Annotated in this window: 22 protein-coding genes, 1 tRNA gene and 1 pseudogene; 20 read left to right on the top strand and 4 right to left on the bottom strand. The window is 58.7% G+C overall.

The window, feature by feature from the left end; translation table 11 throughout:
• The first annotated feature begins 103 nt into the window (after nucleotides 1-103).
• The 9 genes from ACT3TP_RS03135 (at nucleotide 104) to ACT3TP_RS03095 (ending at nucleotide 8,760) form a co-directional block, all read left to right on the top strand.
• The gene (locus ACT3TP_RS03135) at nucleotides 104-655 is read left to right on the top strand and encodes a pyridoxamine 5'-phosphate oxidase family protein (RefSeq protein ID WP_444619309.1); all 552 of its coding nucleotides are present in this window, start codon (nucleotides 104-106) and stop codon (nucleotides 653-655) included.
• A gap of 13 nt (nucleotides 656-668) precedes the next feature.
• Nucleotides 669-1,337 carry a MazG nucleotide pyrophosphohydrolase domain-containing protein gene (locus tag ACT3TP_RS03130; protein ID WP_444619307.1) on the top strand — a complete coding sequence of 223 codons (669 nt, stop codon included), beginning with the start codon at nucleotides 669-671 and terminating at the stop codon, nucleotides 1,335-1,337.
• A 108-nt stretch (nucleotides 1,338-1,445) separates the two neighbouring features.
• Nucleotides 1,446-2,726: a phosphopyruvate hydratase gene (gene eno / locus ACT3TP_RS03125; protein ID WP_444619305.1), complete on the top strand. Its 1,281-nt coding sequence runs from the start codon at nucleotides 1,446-1,448 to the stop codon at nucleotides 2,724-2,726.
• A gap of 102 nt (nucleotides 2,727-2,828) precedes the next feature.
• Nucleotides 2,829-3,662, top strand: a complete 834-nt coding sequence (locus ACT3TP_RS03120; protein WP_444619303.1) for an FtsB family cell division protein — start codon at nucleotides 2,829-2,831, stop codon at nucleotides 3,660-3,662.
• Nucleotides 3,663-3,718: 56 nt separating this feature from the next.
• A complete protein-coding gene (locus ACT3TP_RS03115) occupies nucleotides 3,719-4,411 on the top strand; it encodes a DUF501 domain-containing protein (RefSeq protein WP_096287741.1) in 693 nt (230 codons plus the stop codon).
• Nucleotides 4,408-5,334 carry a Ppx/GppA phosphatase family protein gene (locus ACT3TP_RS03110; protein WP_444619323.1) on the top strand — a complete coding sequence of 309 codons (927 nt, stop codon included), beginning with the start codon at nucleotides 4,408-4,410 and terminating at the stop codon, nucleotides 5,332-5,334. The genes ACT3TP_RS03115 and ACT3TP_RS03110 overlap by 4 nt, the downstream gene beginning before the upstream one ends.
• Nucleotides 5,335-5,394: 60 nt before the next feature.
• Nucleotides 5,395-6,924 (top strand): S8 family serine peptidase, encoded by a 1,530-nt coding sequence (locus ACT3TP_RS03105; RefSeq protein ID WP_444619301.1) that lies wholly within the window; start codon nucleotides 5,395-5,397, stop codon nucleotides 6,922-6,924.
• A gap of 252 nt (nucleotides 6,925-7,176) precedes the next feature.
• Nucleotides 7,177-8,559, top strand: coding sequence for an NAD(P)/FAD-dependent oxidoreductase (locus ACT3TP_RS03100; RefSeq protein WP_096287735.1), 1,383 nt, complete (start codon nucleotides 7,177-7,179; stop codon nucleotides 8,557-8,559).
• 119 nt (nucleotides 8,560-8,678) lie between these two features.
• A tRNA-Leu gene (locus tag ACT3TP_RS03095) sits at nucleotides 8,679-8,760 on the top strand.
• Nucleotides 8,761-8,822: 62 nt separating this feature from the next.
• Here the strand turns inward: ACT3TP_RS03095 and ACT3TP_RS03090 are convergent.
• Nucleotides 8,823-9,986 carry a tyrosine-type recombinase/integrase gene (locus ACT3TP_RS03090; protein WP_444619299.1) on the bottom strand — a complete coding sequence of 388 codons (1,164 nt, stop codon included), beginning with the start codon at nucleotides 9,984-9,986 and terminating at the stop codon, nucleotides 8,823-8,825.
• A 28-nt stretch (nucleotides 9,987-10,014) separates the two neighbouring features.
• On the opposite strand from ACT3TP_RS03090, the gene ACT3TP_RS03085 reads away from it, so the two are divergent.
• The 6 genes and pseudogenes from ACT3TP_RS03085 to ACT3TP_RS03060 all read left to right on the top strand — a co-directional run bounded on the left by ACT3TP_RS03085 (nucleotide 10,015) and on the right by ACT3TP_RS03060 (nucleotide 14,418).
• Complete coding sequence (locus ACT3TP_RS03085) at nucleotides 10,015-10,374, top strand: transposase (RefSeq protein WP_444619297.1); 360 nt, start codon at nucleotides 10,015-10,017, stop codon at nucleotides 10,372-10,374.
• Nucleotides 10,371-10,817: an IS3 family transposase gene (locus ACT3TP_RS03080; protein ID WP_444619295.1), complete on the top strand. Its 447-nt coding sequence runs from the start codon at nucleotides 10,371-10,373 to the stop codon at nucleotides 10,815-10,817. The genes ACT3TP_RS03085 and ACT3TP_RS03080 overlap by 4 nt, the downstream gene beginning before the upstream one ends.
• 45 nt (nucleotides 10,818-10,862) lie before the next feature.
• A pseudogene (locus tag ACT3TP_RS03075) lies at nucleotides 10,863-11,980 on the top strand (IS3 family transposase); the annotation flags it as partial.
• Between the two features lie 300 nt (nucleotides 11,981-12,280).
• Complete coding sequence (locus ACT3TP_RS03070) at nucleotides 12,281-13,360, top strand: IS110 family transposase (protein WP_444619293.1); 1,080 nt, start codon at nucleotides 12,281-12,283, stop codon at nucleotides 13,358-13,360.
• Nucleotides 13,361-13,494: 134 nt separating this feature from the next.
• Nucleotides 13,495-13,845: a hypothetical protein gene (locus tag ACT3TP_RS03065; protein ID WP_444619291.1), complete on the top strand. Its 351-nt coding sequence runs from the start codon at nucleotides 13,495-13,497 to the stop codon at nucleotides 13,843-13,845.
• A 387-nt stretch (nucleotides 13,846-14,232) separates the two neighbouring features.
• Nucleotides 14,233-14,418: a hypothetical protein gene (locus ACT3TP_RS03060; protein ID WP_444619289.1), complete on the top strand. Its 186-nt coding sequence runs from the start codon at nucleotides 14,233-14,235 to the stop codon at nucleotides 14,416-14,418.
• Nucleotides 14,419-14,479: 61 nt separating this feature from the next.
• Here ACT3TP_RS03060 and ACT3TP_RS03055 read toward each other — a convergent pair whose 3' ends face one another.
• The 3 genes from ACT3TP_RS03055 to ACT3TP_RS03045 are packed head-to-tail and all read right to left on the bottom strand — an operon-like array spanning nucleotide 14,480 to nucleotide 16,165.
• Nucleotides 14,480-15,094 carry a hypothetical protein gene (locus ACT3TP_RS03055; protein ID WP_444619287.1) on the bottom strand — a complete coding sequence of 205 codons (615 nt, stop codon included), beginning with the start codon at nucleotides 15,092-15,094 and terminating at the stop codon, nucleotides 14,480-14,482.
• A 47-nt stretch (nucleotides 15,095-15,141) separates the two neighbouring features.
• Nucleotides 15,142-15,663, bottom strand: coding sequence for a hypothetical protein (locus ACT3TP_RS03050; RefSeq protein WP_444619285.1), 522 nt, complete (start codon nucleotides 15,661-15,663; stop codon nucleotides 15,142-15,144).
• Nucleotides 15,664-15,712: 49 nt separating this feature from the next.
• A complete protein-coding gene (locus ACT3TP_RS03045; protein WP_444619283.1) occupies nucleotides 15,713-16,165 on the bottom strand; it encodes a hypothetical protein in 453 nt (150 codons plus the stop codon).
• A gap of 235 nt (nucleotides 16,166-16,400) precedes the next feature.
• Between ACT3TP_RS03045 and ACT3TP_RS03040 the strand changes: the two genes are divergently transcribed.
• From ACT3TP_RS03040 to ilvA, 5 genes are all read left to right on the top strand, one after another.
• A complete protein-coding gene (locus tag ACT3TP_RS03040) occupies nucleotides 16,401-16,823 on the top strand; it encodes a hypothetical protein (protein ID WP_444619281.1) in 423 nt (140 codons plus the stop codon).
• A 76-nt stretch (nucleotides 16,824-16,899) separates the two neighbouring features.
• On the top strand, nucleotides 16,900-17,712 hold the full coding sequence (locus tag ACT3TP_RS03035) for a hypothetical protein (protein ID WP_444619279.1): 813 nt from the start codon (nucleotides 16,900-16,902) through the stop codon (nucleotides 17,710-17,712).
• A gap of 960 nt (nucleotides 17,713-18,672) precedes the next feature.
• The gene (locus tag ACT3TP_RS03030; RefSeq protein ID WP_096287733.1) at nucleotides 18,673-19,494 is read left to right on the top strand and encodes a Bax inhibitor-1/YccA family protein; all 822 of its coding nucleotides are present in this window, start codon (nucleotides 18,673-18,675) and stop codon (nucleotides 19,492-19,494) included.
• A 119-nt stretch (nucleotides 19,495-19,613) separates the two neighbouring features.
• Nucleotides 19,614-20,894, top strand: coding sequence for an AI-2E family transporter (locus ACT3TP_RS03025; RefSeq protein ID WP_096287731.1), 1,281 nt, complete (start codon nucleotides 19,614-19,616; stop codon nucleotides 20,892-20,894).
• Complete coding sequence (ilvA, locus tag ACT3TP_RS03020) at nucleotides 20,895-22,166, top strand: threonine ammonia-lyase (protein WP_096287729.1); 1,272 nt, start codon at nucleotides 20,895-20,897, stop codon at nucleotides 22,164-22,166.
• Nucleotides 22,167-22,171: the final 5 nt, after the last annotated feature.

Raw genomic sequence — 22,171 nt, 5'->3', positions numbered from 1 at the left:
CAATCATTTGCGCAAGGGCCACCGAACCGGTGGCCCTTGCGACGTTTAACCCTGCCCGAGGCAGGGTGGCGGGAGCCGAAATCGATGCACTATGCTCGAATTTGTGGGCAAAATCTTTGAGGGCATAGACGAGAACCTGAAGTCCTGGATTCAACGGCAGCCGATGTGGTTCGTGGCCACCGCGCCGCTATCGGGTCAAGGGCATGTGAACATCTCCCCGCGCGGGCATGACTCCTTTTCGGTGCTGGGCCCGAACCAGGTGGCCTGGGTGGACTACACCGGCAGCGGGGTGGAAACCATCGCGCATATCCGGGAAAACGGCCGGGTGTGCCTGATGTTCAATTCCTTCGACGACCGGCCACGCATCGTGCGCCTGCACGGGCGCGGGGCGGTTCACCTGCCGGGCGAGGAAATCTTCGAGAAAGTTGTTGCCTTGCACCCGGAGCATCCAAGCACCCGCGCGGTGATTTCGGTTCAGCTCACCCGGATCAGCGACTCCTGCGGTTGGGGCGTACCGGTGATGGAGTTCGCCGGGGAACGGGAGCTGCTGCGCCTGCAGGCCGAGAAAAAAGGCGCCGCGGGCATGGAAGAGTACCGCGCGCAGAAGAATTCGCTGAGCATCGATGGTCTGCCCGGGCTGCCCGCATCCATGTGATTAGCTTGTAGGCATGCAAAGCGAGAGCGAATTAGACCGGCTGATCTGGATCGTCGGGACCTTGCGGGAGCGCTGCGCCTGGACCGGCGCGTTGACCCATGAGTCCCTGCGCACCTACCTGATCGAGGAATCCTATGAGGTGCTCGACGCGATTGGCGCGCAGGATGCGCAACTATTGTGCGAGGAGCTCGGGGATTTGCTCTTCCAGATCCTGCTCCATGCGCGGATCGCCGAGGAGCGGGAGCACTTCGGCCTGCAGGACGTGGCCAAGGCGCTGGCCGACAAGCTGCAACGCCGCAACCGGCATGTCTTCGATGCCCAGGGTGGGCTCGAACCGGTGATCACCACGGACATCGCTGAGATCATCCGGATTTGGGATGCGGCCAAGCAGTCCGAACGCGCCGGGGCGCCGCGGCGTAAGAATGCCGGGCTTCCCTCCGGTCTTCCCTCGCTGGCGCTGGCGCAAAAGCTGCTGGACCGGCACCGGCGTGCGGGGGCCGCGAAACTGCCGGAGCCCACCAGCGAAATCCGGGGGCGGGTGCATGACGCGCAGAGCCTTAGTTCCGAACTGCTGGCCCTCTCGGCGCGGGCCGAGGAGCTTGGCTTGGATGCCGAAACGGTGCTGCGCGACGCGCTGGCGAAAAATTATGCTGGAACGAAGCGCGAAACAACGTCGCCCTAACAAGGGGTGAAGCGCTAGGCTAGGGAACAGGCAATGGTGCCAACGGTCGATCGGACCGCTGGATCGACCAGCCCTTAGACAACCCCTTTATACAAGGAGTCCTTACTCATGGCATTGATTGACGCCATTCACGCGCGCGAAATTCTTGATTCCCGCGGAAATCCGACCGTTGAGGTCGAGGTCCTACTTACCGATGGTGCCCATGGCCGCGCCGCGGTTCCATCCGGTGCTTCCACCGGCCAGTTCGAAGCCGCGGAACGTCGCGACGGCGACAAGAAGCGCTACCTCGGCAAGGGCGTCTTGGGCGCCGTTGGGTCGGTAATCGAAGAGATCGCCGACGAGCTGGAGGGCCTGGACGCCACCGACCAGCGCTCCATCGACCAGGCGATGATCGAGTTGGACGGCACCGCCAACAAGTCGAAGCTCGGCGCCAACGCCATCTTGGGCGTTTCCCTGGCCGTGGCCAACGCCGCGGCCGCCAGCGCCAACCTGCCACTGTTCAAGTACCTGGGCGGCCCGAACGCCCACGTGCTGCCGGTGCCATTGATGAACATCCTCAACGGCGGCTCGCACGCCGACTCCGATGTGGACATCCAGGAATTCATGATCGCTCCGCTGGGCGCCGATACCTTCTCCGAAGGCCTGCGCTGGGGCGTCGAGGTCTACCACAACCTCAAGTCGGTACTGCAGGAAAAGAAGCTGTCCACCGGGCTGGGCGACGAGGGCGGCTTCGCGCCGAACCTGCCAAGCAACCGCGCGGCACTGGAACTGATCACCGAAGCCATCAAGCGCGCCGGCTACACCCCGGGCAAGGACATTGCCCTGGCGCTGGACGTGGCCTCCTCGGAGTTCTACGAGAACGGCGCCTACCAGTTCGAAGGCGAAGCGCGCAGCGCACAGCAGATGAGCGATTACTACGCCTCGCTGGTTGCCGACTTCCCGCTGGTATCCATCGAGGATCCGCTGGATGAGAACGACTGGGAAGGGTGGAAGACCCTGACCGACAACATCGGCGACAAGGTGCAGCTGGTCGGCGATGACCTCTTCGTCACCAACCCGGAACGCCTGGCTCAGGGCATCAAGACCAATACGGCGAACTCGCTGCTGGTCAAGGTGAACCAGATCGGCACCCTCACCGAGACCCTGGACGCCATCTCGATGGCCCAGCGTGCCGGCTACACCACCATCACCTCGCACCGTTCGGGCGAGACCGAAGATATCACCATCGCCGAGATCTGCGTGGCCACCAACGCCGGCCAGATCAAGACCGGTGCCCCGGCCCGAAGCGAGCGCGTAGCAAAGTACAACCAGCTGCTGCGCATCGAAGAGGACCTGGGCGAGGCAGCAGTTTACGCAGGAACCAGCGCGTTCCCGCGTTTCAACAGCTAATCTTCAGATAAAACGAATAAGCTCGTCGGTAGTTGGATACCGACGGGCTTATCGTTATTTAATGGAGATACCGTTGGAAGTACGAGTTTGAATGGGGGGAGTATGGCGCAGCGACCACCGCGCATGCCGCGACGAAACACCCCAGCAAGCACCGGGAAACCGGAAGCTGACTCCGGTGAGCGTAGCGAAATAGACGAAGCACCGGCAGCCGGCGCGCGCAGTGAAACCAGTGGGGCCCACCAGGCGGAGCCAGCCACCGACGCGTTGCACGTGGTACCCAGCGCGAAAAGGAATGCTCCGGCGGCGCGCAGGGCGCGGACGGCTCCATCCCCGGAACGCAAAACAGCTGGCACCGGTTCTTCTGGCGCGCCCGCGGCGCCGCGGCCAGCCAAGCCCGCCGCGGGGAAACCGAAGGCGCCGCTGCGCGAACGTGCCAAGGAGAAGCAGAGCGAACGCCGCCGCGATGACCGGGTGAAGTTCTCCGCCGCAGTCCGCCGCAAGCCGGGGGAGAAGGCCGAGGCCCACAGCCAGCCGCCAGCCGGCGAACCGGTGGCGGCCCATCGCTTCTCCGGACGCGTGGCCGCACTGCTGGTAGTGCTCGCGTTCTTCGCCGTGATGCTGGTGCCCACGGTGAACTTCTACCGCACCCAAATGACCGAAATCAACGAACTGCGTGCCTCGATCAGCGCGAAGGAGCAGCAGCGCGACGATCTGAAGGCCGAGATCGCACGTTGGGACGACCCGCTGTATATCAAGCAGCAGGCCCGCGAACGGATAAACTTGGTGATGCCGGGCGAAAAGCTGTACAAGGTGGTGGGCGAACTTCCAGCTGAGGAAGAAGTCCAAACAAGCAATGGCAGCACCTATGAGGTGCGCGCCGATCTTCCATGGGTTGATGCGCTGCTCGATTCGGTGCATCGCTCGGCGACCGACTGATAACTTACCGGCTCCCTGCACCAGGGACGAACCACACGACGCGAAAAGACGATAACTTGACTGATAAGCCAATCCGCGAAGCCCTCGATGCCGCCGGACGTGTTCCCAGCGAGCAGGACCTGGATACGCTCAGCCGCCAGCTGAACCGTCCGGTACGCGATGTGGTGGAGATCGGTGCACGCTGCGTGTGCGGCAATCCGCTGGTGGCGACCACCGCCCCGCGGCTTTCCAGCGGCATCCCCTTCCCGACCACCTACTACCTGGCGCATCCGGTCATCACCGCCGCGGTGTCCCGGTTGGAAGCCGCCGGGCTGATGGGCGCCATGAACGATCGCTTGGGCGAGGATTCGCAGCTGGCCGCCGACTATGTGTCGGCGCACGAGTCCTATCTGGCGAACCGCGAGGCGATCGGCGAGCGTTCGGGCACCGGGGCGGTCCCGGAGATCGACGGCGTCTCCGCCGGCGGCATGCCGAGCCGGGTGAAGTGCCTGCATGTGCTCGTGGGGCATTCGCTGGCGGCCGGCGAGGGCGTGAACCCGCTGGGTGACGAGGCCATCGCGGGGATCGCGGAATGGTGGACCAAGGACAAATGCTTCTGCGAAGGCGCCTGGGATACCACCGGCGCGGCTCCGAGCCTGGATCGATCGCGCCATGTGAAGACCCAGGAGCGGGTTGACCCGGCGGTGAAACGCGCCGAGCGCGCACGCAAGCGTGCCGAGCGCGAAGCCACCGAAGCGGATCAAGCCTGATGCGCGTAGCGGGAATCGACTGCGGGACGAACTCCATCCGCCTGCTGATTGCGGATGCCACCGTTGAGTCCGACGGCGTGCAGCTGCGTGACGTCGTGCGCACCATGCGCGTGGTTCGGCTGGGCCAGGACGTGGACGCCACCGGCGGGTTCGCTCCCGAAGCTTTGGAACGTACCTTCGCCGCGGTGCGCGAGTACAAGGCATTGTGCGATGAGCATTCAGTCCAGCAGATCCGTTTTGCGGCGACCAGCGCGGCGCGTGATGCCTCGAACCGCGAGGTCTTCCTGTCCACCGTCACCGGCATCCTGGGCGTGAGCCCCGAGGTGATCACCGGAGATGAAGAAGCGAGCCTGTCCTTTACCGGCGCGGCCTCGGTGCGCCACGCCAAGGACGGCCAGCTGCTGGTCATTGATCTTGGCGGCGGTTCCACCGAATTTGTCCTCGGCGACGATTCCGGACCGCTGGCCGCGGCCTCGCTGGATATGGGTTGCGTGCGGGTGACCGAACGCTTTGCCGACCGCGACGGGGCGATCGAGTTCATCGATGACACGCTTGCCACGCTGGACGGCCGAGTCGATGTGTCCCGGGTGGATACGGTGATCGTGGTGGCCGGTACCTTTACCACCCTCACCGCGCAGGCGCTGAAGTTGAGCGCCTATGATTCGGCAGCCATCCACGGCGCCCAGCTTTCTTTCCCGCAGATGCGCCGAGCCACCGGTGAAATGCTCTCCTATAGCCGTGCGGAACGCGAGGCGTTGGGCTTCATGCATCCGGGACGCGTGGATGTGATTCAGGCCGGCGCGTTGATCGTGGAACGCATTCTGGGTTACCTCGAACGAACCAGCCAGAACCGTCCGATGACGTTGATCGCCTCGGAGCACGATATTCTCGATGGAATCACGGCCTCGGCCGCGCGTAACTAGCCAACTGCAGTTTTAGCCCTACTGGCCCGGCATGCCGGAGCCCCTTGCGAGGAGATGATCGTGGGTCACTTGACTACCGGCAAGCCCGTCGCGGCGCGTACCTTGTTGGCTGCCGTGTTGGCGGCGCTACTGGCTGGGGCTACGGTGCTTGGCGCCGCTCCGGCCCATGCGGACGATATCCGCAGCAGCGAATACTGGTTGGCGGCCCAGGGCATTACCGAGGCGCACAAGGTCACCAAGGGCAAAGGCGTCAAGGTCGCTATCATCGATACCGGCATCGATACCAGCCACCCTGATCTGAAGGGCGCGATCGCCGGCGGGGCGGACATGTCTGGTTCCGGCGGGCCTAAGGGCGATAGGCCGATCGGTGTGATGAGCGAGCACGGAACCCTGGTGGCCACCTTGCTGGGCGGGCGCGGCAACAATAAGCAAGAGATTGAGCGGATCAAGTCCGAGAACGAACGGCTGAAGGCCGCGTGGGAACGCGCGAAGAAGAACGCCGAGGAAAAAAATGAAGACAAAGCGGACGACGAAGAGCCGGTAGAAGTCCCCGAAGAACCCGAATACGAGAAGGTGCCGCCCCTGCGTGCGGGCAATGACGGAGTGCTCGGCGTCGCTCCGGAGGCCGATCTGCTTTCGGTGTCCTTGTGGATGGGCGGGGAAAACCCTTCGGGCATTCCCGTCGAGGAGCAGATCCCCAAGGCGGTGCGCTGGGCAGTTGATTCCGGCGCCAAGGTGATCAACATGTCCCTTGGCTCCACCTCGCCGGCGTGGCCCGAAAGCTGGGATGACGCGTTCAAGTACGCGGAGGACAAGGACGTGGTCATCGTGGCCGCCGCGGGCAACCGTTCGGGCGGGATGAGCCAGGTCGGTGCCCCGGCAACGATCCCCGGCGTGCTGACGGTCGCCGGGGTCGATGAGTCGGGCAAGGCTTCGAAGGATTCCTCCACCGAGGGTATCTCCATCGGTGTCGCCGCTCCCGCCGAACAGCTGGTCGGAGGCCTGCCCGGCGGCGGATACGCCCGCTGGTCCGGTACTTCGGGCGCTGCGCCGCTGGTCGCCGGCGTGGCCGCGCTGATTCGCGCCGAGCATCCGGAGATGAAAGCGCCGCAGGTGATCAACCGAATCCTGCAGACCGCCAAGGACACCGGCGCGGCCGGTGTGGACAATCTGTACGGTTACGGCATTATCGATGCGCACGCGGCGCTGACCGCAAATGTGCCGGTGGCCGAGACTAATCCGATGAACACCATTACCGAGTGGATTCGGATCCATCGCCGAAATTCAGATGAAAAGACCGAGGCTCCGGACCCCGGGGTCTCCATGGAGAAGTCGACGCTGGATCCCGTAGCGGCTCCCGAACCGGTCCTTCCCGATGACTCGGCCCCGGCACTGCAGCCGGTGATTGTGCTCGGCGGTGGAATCCTGCTGGTGCTGGTACTCCTCGGAGGGGGAGCGCAGGTAGGAATTCGTGCCCGACGGCAAAAGAAAATCCGTGAAGCCGAGCTCGCGGCCCTGAGTAAATTGCAGGTCGGCAAGTCGGGCGATGGGCGCGATCTATTCGACGAAATCCCGGAAGACGATAAGTAGCCGAAACTTGTTGCTGGCGGTGAGCCAAAGGAGATAGAACTCCTTTGGCTCACCGCCAGTTCGGGTTAACCCGTGGCGGTAGGCGCCCGGTGTCCGATGACCGTTTCCAGGGCAGGTTTTCAGCTGGAAAGCGCGGAATTCTCCCGGTGCGCTCCGCCGCGGCAGGAACTTGTGCGGGCGGAGAGACGAAGGCAACAGAGAAAGTTAGTGAATGTTTTCACTAACTCCGATATTCCGCGTAGAATCAAGAGTATGTCGATCATCGAAAGCTCCCAGAAGCGTCCGCGCATTCTTGTCGTTGGCGGTGGCTATGTTGGCCTTTACGTCGCGATGAAGTTGCAGAAGAAGGTCAAGGACCACGGTGGCATCGTCACCGTCGTAGACCCGAACCCATACATGACTTACCAGCCATTCCTGCCAGAAGTTGCAGGTGGCAATATCGAACCACGCCACGCGGTGGTCTCCCACCGTGCGCACCTGAAGCACTCCGAGCTGGTTAACGGCCGTGTGCTGAGCATTGACCACGCTAGCAAGAAGGCCGTTGTCGCCCCGGTCAGCGGTGAAGAATTCGAACTGGAATACACCGATATCGTGATGTCCGCTGGCGCCATCACCCGCACCTTCCCGATTCCGGGACTGGGCGATGCAGGCATCGGACTGAAGACCATCGAAGAAGCGGTAGCACTGCGCAACAAGGTTGCCGAACGCATAGAGTCCGCAGCGAATATGACCGATCCGGTTGCACGCAAGCGCGCGCTGACCTTCGTTGTGGTTGGTGGCGGCTTCGCTGGCATCGAAACCATTGCCGAGCTTGAAGACATGGCTCGTCACCTGGTCAAGCTCAACGACCGCGTCGATGAGAAGGAAGTCCGCTTTGTTCTCGTTGAGGCGATGGGCCGCATCATGCCGGAAGTTACCGAAGAGCAGGCCTTGTGGGTTGTTGACCACTTGCGCAGCCGCGGTATCGAGGTCCTGCTGAACACCTCGCTGGCAGATGCCACCGACGGAAACCTGCAGCTGATCAATATGGCAGACAAGTCCCCAGCCGGCGAATTCGGCACAGACACCTTGATCTGGTGCGCCGGTGTCATGGCGAACCCGATGGTGCGCTCCACCGATTTCCCAATCGAACAGCGCGGCCGCATCGAGACCCGCACCGATCTGCGGATCAAGGATGAGAACGGCAACCCGTTGGACGGCGCCTGGGCTGCCGGCGATATCTCGGCCGTGAAGGACGTCACCGGCGGTCTGCCGGATGGCACCTGCGTGCCTAACGCACAGCACGCAGTGCGCCAGGCCAAGCTGCTGGCGAAGAACCTGTATGCATCGCGCTACGGCGTAGGCACCATCAAGGAATACAAGCACAAGAACCTCGGCGCAGTTGCAGGCTTCGGCCAGAACAAGGGCGTCGCCAAGGTAGTTGGCCTGAAGCTCAAGGGCTGGCCAGCTTGGATGGCACACCGCGGATACCACGGTATGGCCATGCCAACCTTCGAGCGCAAGTTCCGCGTCCTGGGCGACTGGATGGTTGCTTGGTTCTTCTCGCGCGACGCGGTGCAGCTGAACAACTTGGAGACCCCTCGCGCGGCCTTCGAAGAATCGGCTAATCCCAAGAAGGCTGCTTCAGCGAAGTAAGCTGCTTTGATCGACGAATGACCGCCACAGGGGCCGGAAGCGACTTCTGGCCCCTGTGGCACTGATCGATACGGGAATTTCAGATTTTACGATCTGATCGCGTAAGATTTTAGAGTCTTGCCCTCATGGTGGAATTGGCATACACGGCTGACTTAAAATCAGCTGCCGAAAGGCTTGTGGGTTCGAGTCCCACTGGGGGCACATGTGAAAAAGGCCTCTGCATCCCTTTGTTTATAAGGATGCAGAGGCCTTTTGTTTTGCCCTCAGGCCTGTTTTGAGCACGTTTTGAGCACATCTAAGCGAGAAACCACGTCATTCAGGGCGATTGCTACACCGTCTAAATCGTCATCGAACAATTCGGCGTAGACGTCCAATGTCATCGAAGCCGAGCTATGCCCAAGCATTCTTTGAACCGCTTTCACGTTCGCCCCGGCGCTCACAGCGAAGCTCGCGGCCGTGTGTCGTAAGTCGTGAGGTGTCACCCTGGGCACGCCGGAAGTGATGACCGCCGAACCAAACCATGACTTCCGCTCGCGCATGTCGATATGGCGCAAATATGAACCGTCATCGTTCGGGAATACGAGGTCTTCGCGGTGGCGATTCTTACAGAGCTCGCCAATGGCTGGCGCTAGGAACTCAGGGAATGGCACTGACCGCTGCTCATGGCTTTTTGGTGTGCCTACTTTTATTTTCCCGCCGACGTCTACCGCGTTCTGATTGATATTCAGACGTCGCCGTATCATGTCCACATCTTGCACCCGCAACCCGGTAACTTCGCCCCAGCGGAGACCGCAGTATGCCAGCACGCGGATTAGCGCCGGATACTTAGAGCAATCGGCCAAGTCTCGTATTTGCTCATGCGAGAGGAACACGTGTGGCTTTTTCGTTTTCCGCGGAAGGTCAACGCCTCGCACCGGATTGACTGGCAACCGCCGATCCTTTACCGCGTCATCCAAGATAGCGGCCAGCACGCCGTAGGCACGAATTACCGTAGTAGCTGATTTTGGCTTTATTTTTGGCTTGGCTTTAGCGTCACCAACGGACAGGCCCGTAACCCATGCTTGTACGTCGGTAAAAATGATGTTTGTAATCGGGAGCTTGCCCCAGACTGGCTCTACATGCACACGCCAAGCAATTTCTAGCGGACGATAAGCCGAAGGTTTTAGCCCCTGCTTTCGTTCCAGCCATGACGGCCCCAGCTCACCAATGGTCTTATTGGACATGGCCGGATCTATGAAAGCGCCGGTAGCTTTGTCGACTTCAACCGAAGACAGGAACAAGTTTGCATCACGTTTTGTCTTGAATCCGCGCTTCATCGTTTGGGTACGGTCTGGTTTGCGATAGCGCACCATATACCGGCGACCGGTCTTAGTCTCGTACCCCTCGGAGGTAGCCCCCGGGTAGTGGACACCCTGTAACTGACCCATAATGGTCAGAGAAATCAGGAGTTAAACTATGCCGAAGAATACCTACACCGCGCAGTTCAAGGCTGACGCCGTGCACCTGTACGAGTCCCACCCCGACCTCGGATACACCAAAGCAGCCGAGGACCTTGGCATTGCCCGAGGCACGCTGAAAACCTGGGTACGGCAGGACCGGATCAAGCGAGGAGCCCCGACACAGCAGTCCACCGGCAGCGCCCAGATGCCTGACCCCGAGCTGAGTGCCGAACAGCGTTTGCTTCAGGCACAAGCTGAGAACCAGGCATTGCGGGAGCGGAACAAGACTCTGGAGTCCGCCAACAGCGTGCTGGCCGAGGAGCGAGATATCCTGCGCAAGGCCACGAAGTATTTCGCGGCCGAGACGAACTGGTGATCCGCTTTCAGTTCGTTGAAGATTACCGAGACACCCATGCGGTGAAGCGGATCTGCGTGGTGCTGGGGCTGAACCGCTCCAGTTACTACAAATGGCGTGCAGCACGCCCGGCCCGGGCCGCACGCGGCTTGGAAGATCAAGCGTTACTGGATCATATTCTGCGTCATTACAAGGAATGGAACCGGACGTTGGGGTATCGGCGGATGAGCGTTGAGCTGGCTTGCGACCCACGGGTGCAGGATGATCCTTTGGTTGACGGGCCGGTGAATCACAAGCGTGTGGCCCGGTTGATGCGGGAGAATAACTTGGTTGGAGTGCACCTGCGCAGGCCCAAGTCCACGACGGTCAGGGATCCTGGCGCGCAGGTCTTCAAGGATTTGGTGAATCGTGATTTCACCTCCGAGGAGGTCGGGTCGCTCTACGTTGGTGATATCACCTACTGAGCTGTCATGATGTTGTGAGACACGCGTTTGTAGGAGAATGAGTGCATGTCCAAACGTCAGAAGTTCACCCCTGAATTCCGTGCTGAAGCGGTAGAACTGGTGATCTCTTCCCAGAAAAGCCTCGTCGAGGTCGCTGAATCACTGGGAATCAATGAAGGAACCCTGGGCAACTGGGTGCGCACCTTCAAAGCCGAGCATCCCGAGAGGGAAACCGAGGAACGCGGACCAGTTGATTGGGCCCAGTATGAGAAGCTTCGTCGGGAGCTGGCAGAGGTGAGACGGGAGAACGAGTTTTTAAAAGATGTCAGCGCTTATTTCGTCTCGAACAGCAAGAAGTAAGCGCGGTCTTCGACTTCATCAAGGCGCATAGCGCTGAATATCCGGTGAACTGGATGTGCCAGAAACTCGCGGTTTCCCGCGCCTCGTACTACCGGTGGCTGAACCCATCACAGCAACTGAGCGAAGCCCAAGCACTGCGGGCCAAACGCAGCATCCTGGTCCAGTGCGAATACGAAGCATCGAACCGGGTCGCCGGCGCCGGGCAGCTGGTGGACCTGATCCGCAATAACCACAAGGAAGACATCCCGAAGTCCACGCTTCTGTCGATCATGAAAGAACTGGGATTCGAGGCCAAGCGGATGAGTGCCTTCAAGACCACGACGGTGCGTGATCACCAAGCCAGGACAGCGCATATCAAGAACCATATGATCGATAAGCTCGGCCAGCGGGACTTTCGTTCTTCCCGTCCTGGAGCGAAATTGGTTGGCGACATCACCTACCTGCGGACCGGTGAAGGCTGGTTGTACCTGGCGACGGTGATCGATTTGTACTCGCGTCAGATCGTGGGCTGGTCGATGGGTGAAAACATGCAGACCCAGCTGGTCATTGACGCGATGGAGCTTGCCGTATCGCGTGGTTTCATCCAACCCGGGAGCGTATTCCATTCGGATCGCGGCACGCAATACACCTCTGACGCGTTCCAGGCGTGGTGTGCTGAGCACGGTGTGCGGCAGTCAATGGGCCGTACCGGAGTGTGTTGGGACAATGCCGTTGCTGAGTCGGCGTTCTCGACGATCAAGAACGAGATGTATCACCACCGGGCGTTCACCAGCCGGGTGGCGGCGCGGACTGCGGTGATGGAATTCATCGAGGTTTGGTACAACTGTGAGACTTGTGCTAGCTGGTCTGGGACTGGCTGGCAGGATGGTTACCAGCCACTCCTTCTGATAAATGTGACTCATGGTACAACTGACCCGAAGGTGTCATCTTATGGACTTGTCCGTTTATCGAGGGGGGAGCGGCCGGTACCTGTCCGGCCCACCTCGGTAGCCTGATTAGAAGATTGTCCGCCCTTCGCGGGGCGTGACTCGTCACAGTTCTGTTCCGTAGTGATCCTACCCGGACTGGTACCGGCCGTTCACGGCTACCAACCAAGTCCAGCTCAGGAAAGTACGGTAACCGCTTTGTCTATCGTCGCTTATTGCCACCCATTTGTCGTGGGTGTCGACACTCACGCACGCAACCACGTCTATGCCATTGTGAACTCCTCAAATGGAGCATTACTCGAAACCCGTCAATTTCCCACCACAGGGTCAGGCATCAACAGAGCCATCAAGTGGGTGGCTCGCCGCACCGAAGGCAACGCTGATAGCCTCTGGGTCATCGAGGGCGCAGCATCTTACGGCGCCATTCTGTCCGGTACCGTGGCCACCCACGGTTTCTCGGTCGCCGAAGCGCCACGTATGGATGCGAAAAAGAACCGCAGTGTCGGCAAATCAGACGCTTTGGACTCGCACCGGATAGCAATGGCAACCTTGCCCATAGAGGTAGAGAAGCTGCGCCGTCCCCGCCTAAATGAAGGGATCCGGCAGAGCTTACGCATCCTCGTGGCATCCAGGAAATCCATGAGTAAAGACCGCACCAGGGCAATCAATGCACTGAATTCGTTGGCTCGTAGCAACAATCTTGACATTGATGCGAGGAAGAAACTCACCCCACTTCAGATCGAGGAGATTAGTCGCTGGCGTGCACGCGAGGAGGAACTGTCAGCCTCGATTGCCCGGACCGAAGGAGTCCGATTGGCGAAGCACATCTTGGGGCTGAACGAGCAGCTCGCAGCCAACGAGAATCTTTTAGATGAATTGGTCAGAGTCAGCGAAGCTGCTCCGCTGCTCGAAGAGACAGGCTTCAAAGCTATCGCTGCAGCGAAATGTTTCGTCGCGTGGTCCCATGAAGGACGAGTCCGCGACGAGGCCGCATTCGCGTGCCTGGCCGGGGTCAACCCAATTCCTGCTTCTTCAGGAAACACGACACGGCACCGGCTAAATCGCGGTGGCGACAGGGCGTTGAACAGTGCTCTCTATATGGCCGCTGTTAGCCGCATGACTTACCACGCAGAAACGCGAGAATACGTTGAGAAGAGGCGTGCGGAGGGCAAGGCTGATAAAGAGATCCGACGTTGCGTTAAACGTTATTTGGCTCGTCGTGTGTTCAGGATCTTGAATTCTTCGGCCAAAGCAAAAATAATAAACGAAGCATCTTGACAGGTATAGAAGAGTCCGGAAGCGTCCGCATACCGCTAATGGTGGGTTGAGCCCTCAGATGCTGCTTGATTGGTATTGGGAGCAGAATTCCGTGGCTGTTGCGGCCTGAGTGTAATAAGAAAAAATCATAGTTCGTGTCTCAAAAACTTGACCAGCTCATGGCCACCGCCTACGAAGCACGCCGGAAACTCTATAACGATGACGCATTCACCACAGAGGCGGCATGGGTAACTGAGCCCGGCCTCACCAGCAAGCCCGACCCTGCAAACCTGCAATGGTGGATGACCCTGCTAGAAAATGGACATGAGGCGCACTATCCAACCGGCGCCGAATGGCAGCGCTTGGACAGTTCCGAAGCATTCACCGAACACCGCCAGCAGCAAGCACAGCGGAAGGCAGACACCTTGGCCGCAGCCCGCGCCGCCTACGAAGCTCCACCTGTACAAGGGGTAAAGACCGCTAACGACTCACGCGGCCCGCAGTAACCCCGGCGCACACTATCCAATGGCCAGCCCCCGAAGCCGGGGCTGGCCATTGCCCCACCCGAAAGAAACCAATGGCAAGCAATCGTACAAGCCGCCAATGACAAAGCCACACAGCCCCGCAAAAAGGGTAGGGGGTAGGGGGTTAGAGGCCGCTCAAAAGCTAGCCCCTCTGGCCTAGCTAAAAATATCCCCCCGAAAATTCCCACGCCCTGACTTGGGCTTATATGAATCGTCTTTTTTACCTGTTTTGGCGTTTCGAGGGTTTTTCGGTTCGGTTGTTCGGAGTCGCTGTGAGCCGATTTGAGGGGTTAGTTTTGGCTCGGTGTGGCATTGCTTGGTTGGCCTTGTGTTAGTCCCTCAGCGGTTAAATCTGACTCAATGGCGAGCATGTCCACAAGGGCAATCGCGCCGATTGTGGGCAAGAGTGTCGGGCAAGTGCATGCTGACCGGGTAGCAGGTGTTCAGTTACTGAACGCCTCAAATGCCGAGGCAGACCGCGAAACCGATTCGGTGCAGTCTGGCGCGGCATGGGTTGAGTCGGGCGATAATATCCCGCTCGAAACCGGAGCCTGAGCCCGAGAACATGGACACGGCGACCGGCGAAATTATGGATGCCCTGAACCCGTGCAGCACGTTACCGCCCGGCGTCGGATGGAAACACCTCATATGTATATGATTTGTCGGTTCCGGCAATCTTCGCAGTGACCTTGAGGAACGGAAACCCGTCCTGTTGTAGACGCGGCCCCACGTTCCCGGCCACAAACTGAAGTCCTGACCCCTCGGTGTCGTATTCTCCGTCCTGCCACCGGCTATCGGGTGCAAGAGTTACTATCAGGTGCCCTGGCTCAGTAGAGGTAAAGCTCTCGATGTAAGCATGAGGGTCGTTCGGCACGCAGTCACGATAACCCTTGAGGTCATCAAACTTGGTGCAGAACATGCCTGCATTTTTGTCTTCGATGTAAGTGTATTGCATTCCCTTGAACCATGAATCGTAGGCGTCATCTGCCCATGCTTGGCCCGATTTGAACATACTCGTTGGTTCTGGGCTGGTCGTCGGCATTTCGCTGGGGACGGTTCGCGTCGCGGTCGCCGATGTGCTCGCGCTGTCGGCCTTCGACGCTGCCTGAGCCGTTGCCGAGGCGCTGAGCGTTGCTGTGGCGCTTGGCGTAGCATCGGCGGACTGATTGCCCGCAGTACACCCGGCAAGGGCTAGAGTGGCGATTAGGGCGAGCGGGGCTAATTTCTTCACGGTGCAATCTCCTAAGGTTTTCTGGCGGTGCGCTTTATGCGTTTCAGTTAGAAATCTTGCAGATTATCGCGGTCTGCATGCCCTGTCACATCGCTATCCGAAGATACGTTGACTTCCAATAAGCCTGGCGTTTCATTGCCAGCCGTGAACATGACAGTATTTCCCAGATTGTCTAGCTCGGCAGATTTCCAATCGTCGCCAGAAACGGTTATATACAACACGCCTTCGGACTCGGAGCCCCACGATTCAATGTAGTGGTGCGGCAGATCCTTATTGAAATCATCGAACGTAGACTTGGAATTGCCATTCAATAGAAGATTCATCATGTCATCTGCCCATGCTTGCGCAGGATCAACGATCTTATTTGGCACGGGCGTTTTGCTCGGTGTCGGCGTAGGTGTGGCCATTGCCTGAACTATTGGTGTACCCGCGTTAGCTTCGGCGGTTAGCTTCGCGTCGTTTTTCAAGAATGTTGGGCTTGTGGCAGCGAACACGAGCACGGCGACCAGTGCAACGAGCGCGGTTAGTACGCTGATGTTGCCGACGATGCGCTTACTTGCACGAGACAAGGTTTCCTCCAAAAGGTTTTGATACGAGCGTAAGGGGCGTGGGCGACAGTTACCCTTCCGTTGCCGGATCAAGCGACTCTAGGAATCGATAGGCTAGATCTTTCCATGCGGTTGCCGGGATTCGCTGGTCTTCTCCGATTATCTTTGCAGCGTGGTCTATGTCGCTTGCATCGTCTGGATCGAAGCCAGTGTTTTCATGGAGGTAGAGAGTTGGGCCGGGCGCTGCCTCAGAATCCCAGAAGTAGCCGAGGTATGGAACGCGTGTTCTTTCGTTTAGATAAGTGATGATGTGGATTACGTCTAGATCTTTTTTCTTGTAGCTGGCAATGTCTGTCATCCATGGGAAGTGTTGCTTGTGTGCCCATGTTCGCCAGGCATCGGTGAACGCAAATTCAACTTTGAGTTTGTCAGCTGGGATTTGGCTTTCATCGTTCATAATTAGGCCGAGAGCAATGCCTGCCGAGATGTGCTTGTATTGGTCTTTCTTATCAAGTTTGATCATGTCGGCATGCTATCTGGCATTCGTTGCGTTTGACCTAATTGTTACCAGTCAAGAGGAGGTGCGCTAGGTAGTGCCTAGGTGACTGGCGCTGTGCGCTAGCGGACACCCAAGGGTGAAGTTTTCTTTTCCCTGCCCCAAAATTCCCGATTCCACTACCTGAAAACTCAATACGCTCTCGATTGGATTTTGGCGTGATATTGCTTGTAGTCTCTTTCTATTGTCGGTTGGGCTAGCTATGCTTGAGTTATCAACAGGAATGTCCACACTTTATCCACAAGTTGCCAACATTGCTCTTGATCTCGGTATCGCCAAGACGACACTGAATTTAGTAAGGGAGAGTCAAATGAAACGAATTGCAGTCAAAGCTGAACTTGAAATCACGGGTTCTGTTTCTGTCCCTGAAATTGTGCGCGCCCTGTCTCAAGCTAATTTAGCTAATGGTCACCCTCGAATTGAAAAGGTCGAGTTTGCCTCTGTTGGTCAGACGAACACGATGCGAGTCCAGCTCGTTGTTCAGGGTGATTCGTACGCTAAGGCTGAAGTAGTCGCTGAGAATTTTTTGCAGTCCATTGACACGTACATTGAGTCGTTGCCACAGAAGGATATGACTCGACCCGTCGATGTCCATGAGGGCTCGATGCTTCTCATGCCTGCATAAGAGATTGCGAAGAGAGAGCGCCCGAGGGCGAGAACTAACTGACTCAGAGATGCGGTTCGCTTGGATGCCGACACTCGTGAATAAAATTCAGGATTTTCTGCCCGAAGTCCTTCTCCTAGTTGCCGGATTTTTCATTGGTGTGGCTGGAATTCCTACTGCGATGTCTTGGACAACTTCGATTGTCGTGAAATTCTTCCCAAATTTTACCGACAATCATGCACAGTTTTGCTCCTTCGCTCTTGGCACGCTGATTACGGTAATAAACGTAATCGTGGCTACCCGTAGAAAGAGAAGCAGGACCGCATTAGAACTGGCGCTTAGGGAACTTCGCCTCGGTCGTCGGAAAGACCTGAGCACATTAGAAACCGTGTTAGACAGAGCTGTGGAAGAACTTTCGCAAGATTGTGAAGTTTGGAATGCTCACACACGAGCAAGTCTCTACCGGCACGGGGCAGAAACAGAATCATTCATTAGGGTTGCGCGAGTTTCGCTTAATCCGCAGCTCTGCAATGGTGGTCGGAAGTTCTATCCAGATTCGGAGGGGCTCATCGCAGACGTTTGGGCTCGCGGAGAAGCTAGCCTTCGGGATTTAAAAGGATCTCGCGAAGACTGGAACAACCAACACGTTGAATCTATGGGATACAGCATGGAGACTGTTTCCAAACTAAAGATGCAGTCGCGAAGTATGGTTGGGGTTCGTCTCGACTATGACCACAAGCCGGTAGGGGTCGTTATCGTTGAAAGCGAGAATCCCAGGGGAGTCCAAGCCCAAATTATTGACGCTCTAAAAAAGACTGATTGGTTGGACAGAACTGCAATGCTCTTCGCTGTGAGTCGAGAGAACATTCTGACCTTGGCGCCCGAGGGAGAAGCTAAGAAAGTTCATTAGTGCTCATTTCGTCGAGTGGCGGAGAACAGGACATCTTTGAGCACATTTTGAGCACATTATTTGAAAACTCGGTGTGATTCAAGGTTAATTCGGGTGAGTAAAAACCCCGGAATCACGGTGTTTTCGCGCAGGTGCCAGAATAAATAAAGGGTTCGAGTCCCACTGGGGGCACCTGTGAAAGGGCCGCTGCTTACCTGTAAACACGGGGAAGTAGCGGCCTTTGCTTTGCTTGAATACTGGTGCTTTGCAGTTGACTTGTCGATTCTGGCGAAGCGGATCTACATCAGTCCTTCGGCCACCGACCGAGTACAGGCGACGCTGAAGCGTCCTGGTTCCGCGGAGCTCAGGAACAAATTCCAGAGCTGGATTCTGCCACTTGGATTGGCTCATGAGGCCCCAAGCAACTAGTTCCAACGGACTGTACGTCCCGGCCCCGGATTGCTATGGCGACGTCGAGCATGCCGGGTATTGGGAACTCCAGGATTCAATTTCCCCCGCAGCCCAGCCCTCGAAAAAACTCGTTGGAATTCTCTGCGCCATTGCCAATGCAGAAAAATGGATCACATCAAGAGCTCATGAATCGCGCGGAAGCAAGCCAGGACGGCCTGGTTTTCCGCATCGGACGGTACTGAAACCACACAAGGCCATTGCTATCGGCGGGGCCACCACTTGCAGGAGGCCATCTCCACGAGGCGATTCCCTCTGGCTCTGCATTGCGACGCTGCATGCAAAAATTCCCCCATGCTGCCGGGCCAAAGGGGATGGGATTGGAGTTCTGTCGCTCGCAATTAACGTGGCTAGCGGCCTAACCATGAAGCGAAGCGGAAGATGCACACGCTCTAGGCATAATTCAGGCTAAATATATCGATATCATCCCTATGGCTGAGCCGATTCACAGCAAACCCAAATAAGATCGGTAGCAGGACACAGGCGATGGGCTTGTGCTTGAACAAACGACTTATGGGGGAATTCAGGTTGAGCGGTAACCCGATCTTCGGTTCCAAGAACCAGTCTGCAAACTGGGGCACTGGCTCCAATGCAGGCAGTCCGGTCGGATTCCACGAATCCGGCAACCTCAGCGCCGATCAGTTGCAGGGCATGTACCAGCAGCCATCGGCCACTAGCCACGACACCGGTCGCATGACGGTCGGTGACACCATCAACAAGACCATCCTTACCTTGGGACTTGTTGTGCTTGGCGCCGCAGCGGGCTGGGCAGTGCCAATCCTGATGTTGCCAGGCGCACTGGTCGGTTTTGTGCTGGGCCTGGTCAACGTGTTCAAGAAGAAGCCATCGCCGGCACTCATTCTTTTGTACGCAGTAGCCCAGGGCTTGTTCCTCGGCGGCTTGTCGCAGTTCCTGAACGGGCTATACCCGGGTGTCGCAATCCAGGCGGTCGTCGCGACCTTCTGCGTCGCCGGCGTGACCTTGGCGCTGTACCGCTCGGGCAAGTACCGGATGAGCCCGAAGCTGAACAAGATGTTCATGATCGCGATGATCGGCATGGTGGTCTTCTCGCTGGTCAATATGGTCATGATGATGACCGGTACGGTTGACGGCATGTTCGGCATGCGCAGCGGTATGCTCGGCGTCATCATCGGTGTCGTTGCGGTCCTGCTTGCGACCTACGCGCTGGTTTCCGACTTCACCATGATCGAGGAGCTTTCCCGCCAGGGTGCCCCGGCAATCATGGCTTGGCGCGGTGCCTTCGGCCTGACCATGACCCTGGTCTGGCTCTACACCGAGATTCTGCGCATTCTGGCTATTCTGCGCGAAGAGTAATAACCATATTGGAATAGATTTTGAGAACCAGTGCCCAATACGGGCACTGGTTCTGTTTTTTGTGTCACAATACCGACATGGATCCCGGTGCGGCGCGGAACTCACGGTAACTTAGAGAAATGAAGAGTAACCGGCTGTCGCGACTGCGCCGGTTCCGGGTGGTGCTACCAGCTAAAACCAGCCCGGGACCGACTCCACGCTCAGCGAACGTGGATTTCCATGATGCGGATGACATGCCCTATGGGGTGCGGCTAGCGGCCTGGTGGTCCTGGCGTTTCCTCGTAGTGGCCGCCGCCGTAGGCGTGATTGTCTGGCTCCTATCGCAGCTGTCTTTGCTGCTGATCCCGGTGATGATCGCCGCACTGATCAGCGGTCTGCTTTCCCCTATCGTCAACGTGCTGAATCGTAAGTTGGCGGTGCCGCGCGGATTGGCCGTGGGATTCACCGTGCTTGGCTTCCTCGCGTTGGTGGTGAGCGGATTATCGATGGCCGGCCAGCGCCTTTCCGCCGGGTTCGCAGCACTGTGGAACCAGTCGATCGCAGGGCTGGAACAGGTCCAGGATTGGCTTTTTAATGGCCCCCTGCAGCTAACCAATGACGACCTGCAAAACGTCATCGATGACGCGTTAGGCCAGCTACGCTCGAACGCCACGAATATCTTGAGCGAAGCGATCAGCTGGGGTTCGGCGCTCGGCCAGATCGTCACCGGAGTCCTGCTGGCCCTGTTCACGCTGATCTTCCTGCTCCTCGATGGACGGAAGATCGGCCTGTTCCTGATCAACCTGCTGCCTCTTCGCGCCCGTCCCGCCATGGACGGCGCGATGAGCCGCGGCTGGTTCTCTCTGGTGCGCTACGTGCGCGTGCAGCTGCTGGTGGCTTTCATTGACGCGGTGGGCATTGGCTTTGGCGCGTTCTTCCTGGGCGTTCCGTTAGCGATGCCACTGGGCGTGATCGTCTTCGTTGGCTCCTTCATCCCGATCATCGGCGCGCTGGTTACCGGCGCATTGGCGGTGCTCCTGGCGCTGGTCGCCAACGGTTGGATCAACGCGCTGATCATGCTTGGCGTGGTGTTACTGGTTCAGCAGGCCGAATCGAACATCCTGCAACCGCTGATCATGGGCAAGGCGGTGAGCCTGCATCCGCTGGCAGTGGTGCTCGCAGTCGCCGGCGGAGCCATGGTGGCTGGCATCCCCGGAGCGCTGTTCGCCGTACCGATCATGGCCGTATTGAATTCGGTGGTGAAATACCTAGCTCGGCGCGGATGGGACGATGACCCGTTCGTCCGCGAACAATATGGGGTCGGCGAGGATCCTCACGCCCCTCCAGAGCAGCCCACCGAAACTTCCCCCGAACAACCGCCGGTGAGCCGGCGCACCGAGAACTTCGCAAATGAGGAATAGATGAGCAGCAAGCCTGAACTACCTGTAACCTTGGCTGATATCGAGCACGCAGCACAAGTGCTCGAACCGGTGATCGCCCGCACCCCGATCGAGCATTCGCGGGTACTTTCCTTGCATGCAGGCGCCGAGGTGTTCTTGAAGTGCGAGAACCTGCAACGCGCGGGTTCCTTCAAGGTCCGTGGCGCCTATGTACGCATGTCAAAGCTCAGCGCCGAAGAGAAGGCCCGCGGAGTGGTGGCCGCTTCGGCAGGCAACCATGCGCAGGGTGTGGCCCAAGCGGCGGCGCATCTAGGAATTAAAGCACGCATCTACATGCCGCGCGGGGTGGCGCTGCCGAAGCTTGCGGCCACCCAAGACCACGGCGCGCAAGTGGTGCTGCATGGGGACACCGTCGATCAGGCGCTGGCCGAGGCGCAACGTTTTGCCGATGAAACCGGTGCGGTGTTTGTGCACCCCTTCGACCACCCCGACATCATTGCCGGCCAAGGAACAATTGGCCTGGAAATCCTGGAGCAGCTTCCGGAAGTGGAGACCGTGCTGATGGGAGTGGGCGGCGGCGGCCTGCTGGCAGGCGTGGCCATTGCATTGAAAGAGAAAGCTCGTCAGCTGGGCCGCGACATCAAGGTGATCGGCGTGCAGGCAGAAAATGCCGCCGCGTACCCTCCGTCGCTGGCCGCGGATGCACTGGTGCCCTTGGACACGGTGCACACCATCGCTGATGGCATCGCGGTGGGCAAGCCGGGGCAGTTGCCGTTTGCCATCATCAAGGAACTCGTTGATGACGTGGTGACGGTCTCCGAAGATGCGCTGGCGCAGGCGCTGGTAGTGCTGCTGGAGCGCAATAAGCTGGTGGTGGAGCCGGCTGGTGCCGTAGGCGTCGCGGCCCTGCTGGAGGACCGATTGAAAGCCCATGGAATTGACCCGGCGACTACCGTGGTGATCCTCTCGGGCGGAAATATCGATCCGTTGCTGATGCTCAAGGTGATCCAGCGTGGTCTAAACGCAGCCGGTCGTTTCCTGACCGTGCGCATCATGCTGCCGGACCGTCCAGGTGCGTTGGCGACCATCTCGCGGGTCATCGCCGAATCGGATGCAAATGTGACTCGTCTGGACCACACGCGCATCGGCGGCTCGCTGTCCATGGGCGATGTAGCGATCACCATCGATTTGGAAACCAAGGGCCATAAGCATTCCGAGCATGTGCTGGATAATCTGCGTGCCGAGGGCTTTGACCCGCACATCACGAATAGCGCTGGCGGCTCGGTAGCCTGATTTCG

The organism is Glutamicibacter sp. AOP38-B1-38, assembly GCF_052377485.1.
Classification (GTDB): Bacteria; Actinomycetota; Actinomycetes; order Actinomycetales; family Micrococcaceae; genus Glutamicibacter.
The sequence above is the reverse complement of the archived record's forward strand: the minus strand, read 5'-3'. Positions and strand labels throughout refer to the sequence as shown.